Below are 13,152 nucleotides of genomic sequence, written 5' to 3'. Positions count from 1 at the left end.
ACCTCCCGCGTGCGGGGGAAGATCATTTTCCCGGCAGGTTCGCCTGCGACAGATACGCCGCCGCCCGACGCAGGACTTCGTTCTCCTGTTCGAGCAGCCGGATCCGCTTCCGCGCCTCGCGCAGCTCGGCGTTCTCGCTCGCGGTGGTTCCGGGTTTGATGCCGTCTTCGACATCGGCGGCCTTCATCCAGCTGGCCAGGCAGGACTCGCTGATCCCGAAGTCGGCGGCGATCTGCTTCAGTTGCTGACCAGGCTCACGGCCTCGGGCGACGCGGACGATGTCGTCACGGAACTCTTTGGGATACGGCTTCGGCACGGGGTACATCCTTCCAGCAGTGCCTGTCGGCACCACAGATCAGATGTCACCTATCCATGCAGCAGTCCCTTGTCCGGGTGTGCGGGTGTTGGCGGGGTCGTCGATCGGGTTGCGGGGTTTGGTGAGTGTGGACAGTGCGGTGAGGAGCATTTCGCCGGTCTCGTTGTCGAAGTCGCCTTTGGCGGCGATGCGTCCGTTGAGTGTTTTGGAGGCGTGGAGTTCGTTGCGGTCGGTGTCTTCGCTGGCGGGCAGTCCGGCAGATTCGAAGATCCGCTCGAGTTTCGTGATGGTGCCGCGGAGGGTGTCGGTGTTGGCGGTGGGTCCGGTGGCGCAGTCCAGGAGGATGTTTCGGCATGATTCGAGGGCTTTGCCGAGGGCGAGGATTCGTGCGGCTGCGGGTACTTCCAGCAGGGTGGTCGATGCGAGCCACATTTTGACGCTGCGGAATCCGAGGGTGTCCAGTGCGACGGGGCGTTGGTCGATTTCGGTGACGGCGGCGACGCGGAGGGTTTCCAGGCGTGCGATCTCGTGGGAGATCTGAACGGCGGCGGTGAGGAGTTCGGGTTCGGGGAGTCTGCGGATGTCGTCGGCGTGCAGTGTGTTGGCTGCGGTGCCTGGTTCGATGATTCCCCCCGGATTCATGCAGTCAGTTTAGATCGAACTAGTGTTCGAGTCAATCGGCTCGGGGATTCTGTTCTGGAAGAAGGGGCATGCCGCTGAATCCCCCTGCACCGCGGCGGCCCGACGCTACTCGTATCCGGGCAGGCGACAATGCAGGTCGACATGCCGACCCCGACTGACCTCGGCGTACGCGGCGGTGGCCGGTCCGCGGCGGTGAACTGGCTACATTCGAGGGTATGACCGCACAGCCCACCGTTCGTCGCTGCCGCCGCCGTCGCCTCGTCGTCTGGATCGCTGCCGTGATCGCGGTGCTGGCTGTGGTGGCGGGCGGTGTGCTGTGGTGGGCGCCGGAGCGGTACATGCCGTGGGACACGGCGTCCTTCCCCGACGTCGACATGTCGCAGCTGTCGCCGACGCAGGCGCGGGTCGTCGACCTGCTCGAGCAGGAACACGGGCAGCAGCGTCCCGGCACCTTCTATTCGGACGGAGCCGACGAGCCGTGGTGCGCCAACTTCGTCAGTTGGATAATGCGGGAGGCGGGCCAGCCGCTGTCGAACCCCAACTCCGGGTCTTGGCGCATCCCCGGCGTTTACACGCTGCAGGAGTACTACGAATCGGCAGATCGGTTCGAGCCCATCGGCAACGGCTACCGGCCCAAGACGGGTGATGTGGTGCTCTACAACAACGAATTCCGGATCGGGCAGCACACCAACTTCGTCGTCGCGGTTGACGGTGACACCGCCACCACGGTCGGCGGCAACGAACTCGGCAAGATCCGGGTCCACGACCTCGACTGGCAGTCCGACTCCGCCGTCGTGGGATTCGGCCGGTTGGATTCCTGACCGCCGGGCGGCGCCACTGCCCGTTTATGCTCCGATGCGGACCCCGATCTCCGGGGTGAGGGGAGGGCTCGATGAGCACGATCGATCCGGTTGCGGCGCGCGAGCACACCCAGCGGGGGTGGTCGCTGTGAAGCCGCGCTTACCGTTTCGGGGTTAACCACCGTACGCCCGGTCCACGCGACGGGCCGGTGGGATCCTTCTCAGCTCGCCCCGACTGACGGAGGTACGTCAGTTGCGTGACGTCTCGCCGGTCGGCACCTGTGGCGGCGACGATGTCCCGGGTCTGGGTAGCCACCTGCCGCAACGTCATCAAGGGCGCATGTGACAGATGCCTGAGCACTACCCGCAGATTGGGCACTGTCTTGTCGAAGACCTTCTTCTCCACCCAGTCGGCGTCGCGAACGGTTCCGGCGAACGCATCCGGCCCGGAGCGCCTGTCGGAAACCCCGAGCACCACGTAGGCGTCACCGCCGCTGCCGATGGCGAAGCAGATGCATCCGTCGATCAGTGTTTCGGCTACTTCGGCGTCGGGGTTCCCCCTGGCGGCGGGCCGGCTGGGTACCCGAGCGGGATCCTCTTTGAAAACGAGAACCGCAGTCTCCTGCGAACCCCCCGTCGCGCCGGCCCAGATCGCGTCCAACGCGGTAGGGACGGCATCGGGTCAGCTCGGTTTGACGAGGCAAGACTAGCGACTTTACGGCGAGTTGCTGCAAAGTTGTTTCAACAACTCTGCAAAAACTATCTGGATTCACGCGCTGCGCCATGCGGGGTGGGAAGCGCGTCGGAGACGCCATAATCCGAGTTCAGGAGCCTTCTCGGATCGATGGGCACGGTCTTCTCGGAGTTGTAGGAAGTTGTTTCGGAGTTGTTTTCGCCGCACCGCGCGTTCCTCAGAACGCCCACCGCAACGCCGCGGCGATGTCCTCCGGTGACGCGTCGGCGAACCGGGCGATCTCGGCGCGGTGCACGTCTGCGATGGTGGCCACCAACTCGGCGCCGAACGCCTCGGTCAGCAACGCGTCGGCCTCCAGGGCGTCGGTGGCCTCCGCGAGTGATGTCGGCAGCATGCGGATTCCGCGCTCGGCACGTTGCTGCTCGGTGAGCGACGAGGGGTCGACGTCGACGAGCGGGGGCAGCCGGGCGCCGCTGCGGGCTCCGGCCATGCCCGCGAACAGCAGCCCCGCCAGGCACAGATACGGGTTCGCGGACTGGTCGAACACCTTGACCTCGAGATTCGGCGCCGTCCGTTCCTCCCCAGTGCTACCGGTGACGAAACGCAGTGCCGTTTCCCGATTCTCGTGCCCACAGGCCTGGAATGGTGCGGCCCACTGTCCGGGAACCAACCGCAGATAGCTGGCGACGGACGGCGCGCCGATGGCCAGCAGTGCGGGCAGCCGTTCCAGGATTCCGGCGGCGAATCCTTCTGCCGTGGTCGTCATTGCGCACGGGCCGTCGCCGCCGCCGTGCAGGTTCACCCCGTCCTGCCATACCGACAGGTGCACGTGGCCGCCGTTCCCGACGCCGGCGGCGTCCACCTTCGGCGAGAACGACGCTCGCAGCCCGTGTCGCAGCGACACCGCCCGGATCGTCTCCCGGACCAGCACGAACGTGTCGGCTGCGCCCACCGGGTCCTCGGCGGCGACGGACACCTCGAACTGCCCGGATGCGTACTCGGGGTGGATCTGCTCCACCGCGACGTCCTGGTCCCACAGCGCGGTCAGCAATTCGGCCAGGTAGTCCGACCGCTCCACCACGCGGGTGAATCCGTAGGCGGGCCCACGGGTGGCCGGCACGAACTCCTTGCGGTCCAGCCTGAGCGCCCATTCGATCTCGACGGCCGCCTTCACGGTCAGCCCGTCCGCGGACAGCTTCGCGACGGCGCGGTGCAGCGCGCCTCGCGAATCCTGCGGGTGTGGTTCGCCTCCTCGCGTGTACCGGTCGACGGGCGCCCAGGCCCAGCCCGGCTGCGCGGCGAGCACGGTGACCCGGTTCAGGTCGGGCAGCAGACGCAGGTCGCCGATCGGACCGCCGGCATACCGCCCGGCGACGATGGTGTCGTCGGGTGTGAACGCGTCGAACACCGGTGAGGCGCCCACGCCCCACTCCGCGGTCCGTTCGAGTCGCTGTACGGGCACCGCCTTGGTGCGCACGACGCCACTGTTGTCGACCCACGTCAGGGCCACGCCGACGACGCCCCGGTCAGTGAGCCGGCGGGTCAGTCGGGCGGCCTCGATGGCGCGTCGCTCGCGGTCGTGCCGATCCATCGCATCTCCCTCACGCCGGGTCCGGGTCAGCGGCACAATGCAGGGGTGGAGCCGTGTCCAGACGATACGCCGGGAAGCCGCGGGAGAAGCCGGATTGCGGAGGTGATCGAGCGGATTTCCCTCGTCGACCACCACTGTCACGGGGTGCTGCGCGAGCCGCTGGATCGGGCTGCGTTCGAGTCGTGGCTGTGCGAGGCCGACGCACCCGGTCCCTGGCACGGCACCCTGTTCGACACCCAGGTCGGGTTCGCGGTCCGAAGGTTCTGTGCGCCGCTGTTGGACCTCACGCCGCACACCGAGCCCGACGCCTACCTCGAGCGCCGCGCCGAGCTCGGCCCCGCCGAGGTGAGCCGACGTCTTCTGACGGCGACCGGAATCTTCCAATTCCTGGTCGATACAGGATTTTTCGCCGACCAACTGACATCACCCGACGAGCTGGCGGCGTACACCGGGGCGACCGCGCGCGAGGTGGTCCGGCTCGAGATGGTTGCCGAACAGGTGATCCCCGAACACGATCCGATCGTCTTCGCGGACGTGTGCCGCGAAAGGCTCACGGCTGCGGCGGAATCAGCGATCGCGTTCAAGTCCATCGCGGCGTATCGCGTCGGCCTCGACCTGGATCCCGCCCGTCCTTCCGAGGCCGCGGTCGTCACAGCGGTGGCGCGATGGGCATCGGACATCCAGCACGGGGCGACCCCGCGTCTGACCGATGAGACTGTGATCCGCTTTCTGATCTGGGCGGCCATCGACCTCGGCATGCCGATCCAGTTCCACACCGGCTACGGCGACGCCGATACCGATCTGGCCCGCGCCGATCCGTTGCTGCTCACTCCCTTGCTGCGGGCCACCGCACACCACGGGGTGCCGATCATGCTGCTGCACACCTATCCGTTCCACCGGCACGCCGGCTACCTGGCACAGGTGTTCGACCACGTCTTCGTCGACATCGGCCTGGCGGTGCAGAATGTCGGGACCGGCACCGGACGGGTCCTCACAGAGCTGCTCGAGCTGGCGCCGTTCGGTTCGGTGCTGTTCTCCACCGACGGGTGCGGGCTGCCGGAGCTGTTCCACGTGAGCACGGTGCTCTTCCGGCAGGCGCTGGCCGACGTCCTCGGCGCGGGCGTCGCCGAGGACTCGTGGTCGATCGCCGACGCCGAACGGATCGCGCGGATGATCGGCGTCGGCAATGCCCACCGCGCGTACCGACTCGGGTCCTGATCATGGGGAAGGCATGCGGAGCGGTAGACCGATTAGTCCGAAACGCCCAGAATTGGTGCCTGAGTGATCCGGGTCTCCCACGTGCCGTAGTTTCGGCGCACAATGACCTTGCCACACAGGCACGCATCGAACCAGGAGCCGTGAATGTTCAGTACGATGAATGATTTACCTCTTTCCATCGCGCAGTTGCTGCGGCACGGAAGTACCGTCCACGCGGAGGCGGAGGTGGTGACCTGGACGGAGGCCGGTGCGCGCCGTCGTACCTACGCCGAGGTCGGTCGGCGCTGTGCGGCTCTGGCCCACGCGTTGCGTGGTCTGGGCGTCGAGGGCGATGACCGGGTCGCGACGTTCATGTGGAACAACGCCGAGCACCTCGAGGCGTACCTGGCGGTGCCGTCGATGGGTGCGGTATTGCACACCTTGAACATTCGCTTGTTCCCGGAGCAGCTGGTGCACGTGGCAAACCACGCCGAGGATCGTGTGATCATCGTCGACGCGTCGCTGATTCCACTGCTTGCACCGCAGCTGTCACAGATGAAGACGGTGGAGCACGTAATCGTCACCGGCGACTCGACCGGCGGACTCGAAGCGCCCGAAGGGGTGCAGGTGCACGCCTACGAGAGCCTGATTTCGGGACTGCCGACCGAGTTCGACTGGCCGGAGCTCGACGAACGCTCTGCTGCCGCAATGTGTTACACATCCGGAACCACGGGCGACCCGAAGGGTGTCGTGTACTCGCACCGGTCGATCTATCTGCATTCCATGCAGGTGTGCATGAGCGACGGGCCCAATCTGGCGCAGGGCGACCGCGTTCTGGCCGTCGTGCCGCAGTTCCACGCGATGTCGTGGGGCCTGCCGTACGGAGCCTTCCTGATCGGTGCCTCGCTGATCATGCCGGACCGGTTCCTGCAGCCGGCGCCGCTCGCCGAGCTCATCGCCGCCGAGCGCCCCACGATCGCGGCGGCTGTCCCGACCATCTGGCAGGGCCTGCACCTGCACCTCGAACATCATCCGCAGGACATCTCGTCGATGCGGGAGGTGCTGATCGGTGGTGCGGCAGTGCCGCCGTCGCTGATGCACGCGTTCGAAGAGGACCACAAGGTCTCGGTGTTGCATGCCTGGGGAATGACCGAGACTTCCCCGCTCGGATCTGTGGCCCGTCCGCCCGCCGGGACGTCCGGGGACGAGATGTGGAAGTACCGGTACACGCAGGGCCGCTTCCCGGCGTCCGTCGAGGCGCGCCTGATCGACGACGACGGCAACGTCGTTGCGCACGACGGCCGCAGCGTCGGCGAACTCGAGGTGCGTGGTCCGTGGATCACCGCGTCGTACTACGGCGTGGACGCTCCCGACAAGTTCCGCGACGGCTGGCTGCGGACCGGGGACGTCGGCTCCATCACCCCGGACGGCTTCCTGACGCTCTCGGACCGTACCAAGGACATCATCAAGTCCGGTGGTGAGTGGATCTCTTCGGTGGATCTGGAGAACGCCGTGATGGGACATCCGTCGGTGACGGAGGCCGCGGTGATCGGCGTGCCGGACGAGAAGTGGGACGAGCGCCCGCTCGTAGCCGTCGTGTTGCGCGAGGGCAGCACGACGACACTGGACGAGCTGCGAGATTTCCTGGCGGACAAGGTTGCCAAGTGGCAGCTTCCCGAGAACTGGGCCGTGATCCAGGAAGTGCCGAAGACGAGCGTCGGCAAGTTCGACAAGAAGCGGCTGCGCGCCGATTTCCACGACGGCAGTCTCGACGTCACCCGGTTGTGACTCGATAGACCCGTCACGCCGGATCGGGCGCCGTCCCGATCCGGCGTGGCAGGTCCGCCGCGCGGGTGTCCGCGCGCTCCAGGACCATACCGAAGCAGGACTATGCCGATCCAGGCTCTTGATCTTCCGTTATCGGCGCCGGGTGGCACTCGCCAGTAGCGCGGCCACGACGAGAACGATTGCCGCGCAGACGAACGCCGCCCGGAAGCCATCTCCCAGCATCGGCGCCACCGCCAGCGGCCCGAGGATCTGCCCGAGCCCGTACACCGCCGTCAAGGCCGCCGCGGCACGCGGAATGCCCAGTCCGAGGGCCGAATCCATGGCTAGCAGCGTGATGCCCATGAAGGTCCCGCCGAACAGCACCGCCGCGAGCAGGGCAGCTGCCGGACCTGCGACCAGTGCGGGTAGCAGTGCGGAGAAGGCCTGTAGCGCAAGTGCCACCGCGAGCAGTGACTCCGCGGACCAGCGGCGCAGGGCCTTCGCCCACAGCAGCGGGGACGGGATCGCGGCGAACCCGACCACCACCCATGCCGCGGGGCCCGTCCAGTCCGCACCCCCGGTAGACACCGCCGCGACCAGGAATGTGCCGAGGATGATGTAGCCCAGGCCTTCGAGGAAGTAGGAAGTGCCGAGTGTCCACCAGCGCGCCGATGGCGAGGCGCGTATCCCAGAGCTGTTCTGGTGCAGGGGAGGAGGAGCCCCGGGCGGCAGGCTCCAGGCGATCGCTGCGTAGCCCGCCGTGATCGCGGCAGCGGCGGCCCACAGCATGTTCCACGACACGATCGGCCCGAGCGCGACGACAAGGATGCCCGACGTCGCGATGCCGACCCCGACACCGGTGAACGTCACCCCAGCCGACGGGTGACCGACCACCGCCGTGGCGCAGTACACGAAGACGGCGGCACTCGCGATGCCGGCCACGACGCGCGCGGCCAGCCACAGGCGAACGTCGGTACCGGTGATCATCACGAGTTCGCTCGCAATGAGGGCGAGGATGGACGAGCGGAACAGGACCCGCGAGCGTGCTCCGGACGGGAGGAGGGCGAGCGCGATCGCGCCCAGGAAGTAGCCGAGGTAGTTGGCGGTCGCGATCAGTGCGGTATCGGAGTGCGAAACGCCGGTCTGCTCCTGCATGAGTGGTAGCAGTGGGGTGTAGACGAATCGGCCGACACCCATCGCCGCGGCGAGTCCGGCGGCAGCGCGCAGGACCGTCACGCGGGCATTCCGGGGCGGAGCACCCGTCCGGATCCGTGTCGGCACGTTCACGGCCGTCCCCCTTCGTCATCTCGACGCTATGTGGGACGGGCGCCGTACGGAAATGCCGTTTCGGCGGCATCTATGCTTGTTGATTATGAATGTCGAGCTGCGACATATGCGGGCGTTGGTCGCGGTGATCGATGCCGGCACCTTCACGGCCGCCGCTGAGCGGCTGAACATCACACAACCCGCGTTGACGCGAACGATCCAGCAACTCGAAGCCACCCTCGGAACCCGTCTGTTGGAGCGGACCTCGCGGTCGATGACACCGACCGAGGACGGGCGGGCGTTCGCGGAACGCATCCGCCACGTCCTCGGCGATCTGGATGCCGCGGTCGCATCCGCGCAGGCCAATCGGACGGTGCGACTCGGATTCAGCTGGCTGCTTCCGGACCCATGGGCGCACGACACGATCGCCGCGTGCGAGGAACGCTCTGGCGCGAGAGTGTTGCTGCAGCGATGCGACGATCCGCAGACTGCACTGCGCGACGGTGTCATCGATGCCGCGGTGATGCGTGGCGAGGTTCCCGGTGGGGTGCTGGCGGTACACCATCTGTTCTCGGAGCCACGTGTCGCCGCGGTCAGCGCCCGGTCACTCCTAGCGGAGCGGGACACGATCACGTGGGCCGAGTTGGGAACGTATCCACTCGTCGTCAACACCCTGACCGGGACGACCCGTGCCGAGTCCTGGACGGAACCGGACCCCGGCCGAGAGATTGTGACCTGCACCAACTTCGACGAGTGGCTGGAACTGATCGCGACCGACCGCGGCGTCGGGGCCGTGCCGATCGCCGCGCGGCGTCGGGTGCACCATCACAATGTCCGCTTCGTCGATATCGAGGACGCCGCACCGACTGCGGTGAGCCTCGTCTACATCGCATCCCGTGTGACTCCGCTGGTGCGGGTCCTGCGGGACTGCGCGCTAGCCGAGGCTCACCGTCTCAGGCGGTGAGAGAGCCGTCCTGTCGCTCACCAGCCATCACCTCGGCGCCCACGGCACGGCGTAGCGCCGTTACCAGGGCGGGTTGGTTGCGGCCGTCGACGACCGCGGCGATATGGGCGTCGGGGCGTACGATCCATACCTCGTTCGCCGCTGCTTTCATTGCAGCAGTGAGCAGTCCGGTGGTGTCGACATCGGCCAGGGCGTGTATCCGGATGGGGGCGTGGGTGGCGGTGAGCGCGCTCTCGCGAATTTCCGTCGGATCGATCTCGGTGCCGTACAGCAGCAGGACGCCGTGCCGGGCGATCTCCCGCAGACGCGCGCAACTCTGGCCACGGACCGACACCGGAACATCAGGCACGAGCACGCCCGGAACGGGCTCGGGTGCGACGCCGCGAGCGGGGCGTCCGGCGAAGGGTCGGGTCGGGTCCGGCGTCGTCAGCGGTGAATCGACGTACCAGAACGGTTCGGCGAGCCGGCCGGAGTCGACGTCCGCCCGCGCCTCGGGATCGGCGATCGCGGCCTCGAGAACGGCGGCGCGACGGGCGTGCTGTGCATCAGTCCGGGGCACCAGGAAGTCCATCGTCGCGGACGTGACCGCGAGGTTCTCGGAGGCCGCGGCGCGACGTTCGAGATCGTAGGTGTCGAGCAGCGATGGGCCGGCCCAGCCGCGCAGCACGAACGCCAGCTTCCAGGCGGCGTTCTCGGCGTCGCCGACACCCGAGTTCAGTCCACGCGCACCGAACGGCGACACGATGTGCGCGCAGTCCCCGGCAAGCAGCACCCTGCCCACCCGCATGCGGTCGGTGAGACGGGCATGGAAGCGGTACAACGACTTCCATACGATTCGGTAGGGCGTGTCGCCGATGATCTGCCGGATCCGCGCGTCCAGTGCGCCACTCTCTGCCTCCTCGTCGAGGTCGTAATCGCCGGGGACCTGCCAGTCGATCCGGAAGGTCGAGTCCGGGCAGGGATGGATCAGCACCTGCCGACCCGGGTTCCACTCCGGGTCGAAGTAGAAGCGGCGCTCGTCGGCCCAGCCTGGAATGTCGGCCTGGATGTCACAGATGAGGAACTTGTCGTCGAACGACCGGCCGGGGAACCCGATCCCGAGCTGACGGCGCAGTTCGTCACTGCGGGATCCGCTGGCGAGCACCGCATAATCGGCGGCAACCGTTACCGATCCCGCCTCGGTGGCGCACCCGAGTCGGACCTCGGATCCGTCCTGCTCGATGTCCTCGACCGCATGGCCCCAGCGGACGTCGATGAGCGGTTGCCGCGCGATGGCGCCGTCGAGCAGTTCCTCGGTGCGGGCCTGTGAGACGTTGACAAAGGGCGGGAACGGCGACTGCCCGTGATCGACGAACTGCTGCGAGAACAGTTCGTGTCCACGGTGGAACGTGCGCGCGGTGTCCCACGTGACCCCCTCCGCTGCGATCTGCTCGCCGACGCCGATTGCGGCCCACACCTCGAGCACGTCGCGCTGCTGGCAGATGGCCTTGGAGCCGATCGGGTCCCGTTCGGCCCGACCGTCGAGCAGGACGACGCGGACGCCCCAGCGGGCGAGCAGCAGTGCCGTGGTCTGGCCTACCGGACCATTGCCGACTACTGCCACGGTGCCGGTGCGAATGTGGTTGACGCTCATCGAAAGATCCTCCTGTTACAGCTGTAGCCGGCTCAGCCCTGCAGTTGTGCCCAGACCTCGCGGTCGCGCTCGGCGGTCCAGATGATGGGGCGTTCGATGCCGGACAGTTCGTCCCATACCCGCGAGACGTCGAAGGGCAAGCAGTGTTCGAAGATCGGCCAGTGCCCGTACTGCTCGAACAGTGCGGCGTGCGTGGCCTCGAACGCTTCCTTGAGCGTGCCGCCGCGCTGCTGCACGGCCCCCACCTCGGCGAGCATGACGTTGAGGAAGCGCCGGGTCTGTTCGATCGCGGCGTCCACCTCGTCCCGTCCGCGGCTCACGGCACCGCGGCCGCCGATCAGGGCCTCGGCACCGAGGGCCTTCACTCCGTCGAGAGTGCCTGTGGCCCAGTCCCGGTGGAAAGCGTCGCCGGTGTAGAGCGCGGCCTGTGCCTCGACGAGGTCGCCGGCGAAGAGGATCTTCTGCTGCGGCAGCCACGCCACGATATCGCCCTCGGTATGTCCGCGGCCGAGGTGCTGGAGGATCAGTTCGCCGCGGTCGCCGCCCAGATCGATGGTGAGACGGTCCGAGAACGTCATGGTCGGCCATGTCAGCCCCGGAACCGACTCGGCGCCCTTTGCCAGGCGCGGCATGCGACCGAACTCGGACGCCCAATCCTCCTGGCCGCGTTCGGCGATCAGCTTGTGGGTGTTCTCGTGAGCGACGATGATCTCGGCGTCGAACGCGGACGCGCCCAGGACCCGGACGGCGTGGTAGTGCGAAAGCACGAGGTAGCGCACGGGCTTGTCGGTGTGCTGGCGCAGTTTCGCCAGCCAGTCCTGCGCTGCAACCGGTGTCGCGAGCGCCTCGAAGCAGACGAGGAAGTCCTCGCCCTCGATCGCGCCCAGGTTGGGGTCACCTTCCGCAGTGAGTGCGTAAACGCCGTTGGCGAGAATCTCGAGGGTCTGCTCCTTCTCGCCGAGGTCGGCGGAGGACGCGAAGGACAGTGCTGACACGTAATCACCCCAAATAATCAAAGCTTTGATTGAATGTGTAGAGAAGGTAAGTCATGTCACACCAAATGCGCAAGCCTTTGACTAAATTCTCGCGGGATCGGCTGATGAGGGCTCTACTCTGGCGGCATGACCGACGCGCAATGTGAGGGCGGCGAGGGCCGCGAAGTCCCGGCGAATGTGGACGACCTGGACTTTCTGTCCTTCGTCGACTTCGCGGTGCTCGAGACGACGCGGGCGATGCCCGAGGTCGACCCCGTCTCCATGAAACTGGTTCTCGAGCTGACCCGAGTGGCCAGCGCGCTGGTCTACGACCTCGAGTCCACCGTCCATCGCCCCGGCGGCTGGAGCTGGCCGGGCTTCCGAGTGCTCTTCGTGTTGTGGCTGGCCGGGCCGAGCGAGGCGAAGCGTGTGGCGAAGCTGTCGGGCATGAGCCGGGCGGCAGTGTCCGCGTTGGTGAATACGCTCGAACGGGATGGATACGTTGCGCGGCGACGCTCCGAGGTGGACCGTCGAGCGGTGCAGCTGAGCCTGACCGAAGCCGGCCGGGACGCAATCATGACGACCTATGCCGACCACAACAGGCGTGAACAGGTGTGGGCGAACGCTCTGACCAAGTCCGAGCGAACGGTCCTCATCGGTTTGCTGGAGAAGCTCGCGACGGCGTCGTCGGTGGAGATTCACACTCGAGACTGAGCGAACCGGGGATATCCCCGGCCCGCCGTGCGGCGGGTGAGATCACCGTATCGACGATGCTGTTACGAGGCGCTAGCCGTCCCGAACGGGGAGGGCGAGACGTCGAACTGCATCGTGGCCGACGCCGGATCCCCGACGGGTGGCGCGAAGGTGAACACTGCGCTGTACCGTCCGGCCTCGTGGACGCGGGTCGCCACTGTCGCCCCGCCCAGGGTCAGCGGCACTGTGACGGTGCTCGAGTCTCCGCCTGGTTCGGTGATCACCATGACGACCGGGGAGGTGCCGTCCGCGCCGGCGGGCGTGGGTGAGACAACCACCGCGATTGTCGTGATGGTGTTCGCGAACACGGTGCCGATCGGCGGGATCGCAGTGACCTGATAGGTCGTCGCCGCGGCCGCGCTGGGAGCGAAGGCGAGCCACGCTGTCCCTGCCAGGGCGGCCACGGCGATGGACGTTCGAGACGAGCTCATGCGAATCCCCTTGGTGTCGGCGGTATCTGCGGCGAATGCTGAGAGGTTCCCGATCAGCGTACGACCGCCGAATGTCGCCGGAGCGGACTTTGCAGAGGAGCGTCGGTTTTCACCCGTTTCGGGT

12 protein-coding genes and 1 pseudogene are annotated in these 13,152 nt (G+C 67.1%); 5 read left to right on the top strand and 8 right to left on the bottom strand.

Annotated features, from left to right (window positions below; all coding sequences use genetic code 11):
* Positions 1-22 precede the first annotated feature (22 nt).
* Positions 23-316: a transposase gene (locus tag ERC79_RS10345; protein ID WP_165497076.1), complete on the bottom strand. Its 294-nt coding sequence runs from the start codon at positions 314-316 to the stop codon at positions 23-25.
* Between the two features lie 60 nt (positions 317-376).
* A pseudogene (locus ERC79_RS10340) lies at positions 377-958 on the bottom strand (HNH endonuclease); the annotation flags it as partial.
* 215 nt (positions 959-1,173) lie between these two features.
* Here ERC79_RS10340 and ERC79_RS10335 point away from each other — a divergent pair.
* The gene (locus ERC79_RS10335) at positions 1,174-1,779 is read left to right on the top strand and encodes a CHAP domain-containing protein (protein WP_131577914.1); all 606 of its coding nucleotides are present in this window, start codon (positions 1,174-1,176) and stop codon (positions 1,777-1,779) included.
* A gap of 139 nt (positions 1,780-1,918) precedes the next feature.
* On the opposite strand, the gene ERC79_RS10330 is transcribed toward ERC79_RS10335, so the two are convergent.
* Positions 1,919-2,419, bottom strand: coding sequence for a hypothetical protein (locus ERC79_RS10330; RefSeq protein ID WP_131577913.1), 501 nt, complete (start codon positions 2,417-2,419; stop codon positions 1,919-1,921).
* Between the two features lie 250 nt (positions 2,420-2,669).
* A complete protein-coding gene (locus ERC79_RS10325; protein WP_131577911.1) occupies positions 2,670-4,043 on the bottom strand; it encodes a glutamine synthetase family protein in 1,374 nt (457 codons plus the stop codon).
* 102 nt (positions 4,044-4,145) lie between these two features.
* On the opposite strand from ERC79_RS10325, the gene ERC79_RS10320 reads away from it, so the two are divergent.
* Both ERC79_RS10320 and ERC79_RS10315 read left to right on the top strand, forming a co-directional pair.
* Positions 4,146-5,261 carry an amidohydrolase family protein gene (locus ERC79_RS10320; RefSeq protein ID WP_242676801.1) on the top strand — a complete coding sequence of 372 codons (1,116 nt, stop codon included), beginning with the start codon at positions 4,146-4,148 and terminating at the stop codon, positions 5,259-5,261.
* A gap of 144 nt (positions 5,262-5,405) precedes the next feature.
* Entirely contained in the window at positions 5,406-7,028 is a 1,623-nt protein-coding gene (locus ERC79_RS10315) for a long-chain fatty acid--CoA ligase (RefSeq protein WP_131577910.1), read from the top strand.
* A gap of 129 nt (positions 7,029-7,157) precedes the next feature.
* Here ERC79_RS10315 and ERC79_RS10310 read toward each other — a convergent pair whose 3' ends face one another.
* Positions 7,158-8,294, bottom strand: a complete 1,137-nt coding sequence (locus tag ERC79_RS10310; RefSeq protein ID WP_347563587.1) for a YbfB/YjiJ family MFS transporter — start codon at positions 8,292-8,294, stop codon at positions 7,158-7,160.
* A gap of 85 nt (positions 8,295-8,379) precedes the next feature.
* Here ERC79_RS10310 and ERC79_RS10305 point away from each other — a divergent pair, with 85 nt between their 5' ends.
* Positions 8,380-9,237 (top strand): LysR family transcriptional regulator, encoded by an 858-nt coding sequence (locus ERC79_RS10305; protein WP_131577908.1) that lies wholly within the window; start codon positions 8,380-8,382, stop codon positions 9,235-9,237.
* Here the strand turns inward: ERC79_RS10305 and ERC79_RS10300 are convergent.
* Positions 9,227-10,870: an FAD-dependent monooxygenase gene (locus ERC79_RS10300; RefSeq protein ID WP_131577907.1), complete on the bottom strand. Its 1,644-nt coding sequence runs from the start codon at positions 10,868-10,870 to the stop codon at positions 9,227-9,229. The genes ERC79_RS10305 and ERC79_RS10300 overlap by 11 nt on opposite strands.
* 32 nt (positions 10,871-10,902) lie before the next feature.
* Positions 10,903-11,865, bottom strand: coding sequence for an MBL fold metallo-hydrolase (locus tag ERC79_RS10295; protein ID WP_131577905.1), 963 nt, complete (start codon positions 11,863-11,865; stop codon positions 10,903-10,905).
* Between the two features lie 126 nt (positions 11,866-11,991).
* On the opposite strand from ERC79_RS10295, the gene ERC79_RS10290 reads away from it, so the two are divergent.
* Positions 11,992-12,558, top strand: coding sequence for a MarR family transcriptional regulator (locus tag ERC79_RS10290; protein ID WP_131577904.1), 567 nt, complete (start codon positions 11,992-11,994; stop codon positions 12,556-12,558).
* A gap of 62 nt (positions 12,559-12,620) precedes the next feature.
* Here ERC79_RS10290 and ERC79_RS10285 read toward each other — a convergent pair whose 3' ends face one another.
* Entirely contained in the window at positions 12,621-13,028 is a 408-nt protein-coding gene (locus ERC79_RS10285; RefSeq protein ID WP_131577902.1) for a hypothetical protein, read from the bottom strand.
* Positions 13,029-13,152: the final 124 nt, after the last annotated feature.

It is taken from the genome of Rhodococcus sp. ABRD24, from assembly GCF_004328705.1.
Lineage (GTDB): Bacteria > Actinomycetota > Actinomycetes > Mycobacteriales > Mycobacteriaceae > Prescottella.
The sequence above is the reverse complement of the archived record's forward strand: the minus strand, read 5'-3'. Positions and strand labels throughout refer to the sequence as shown.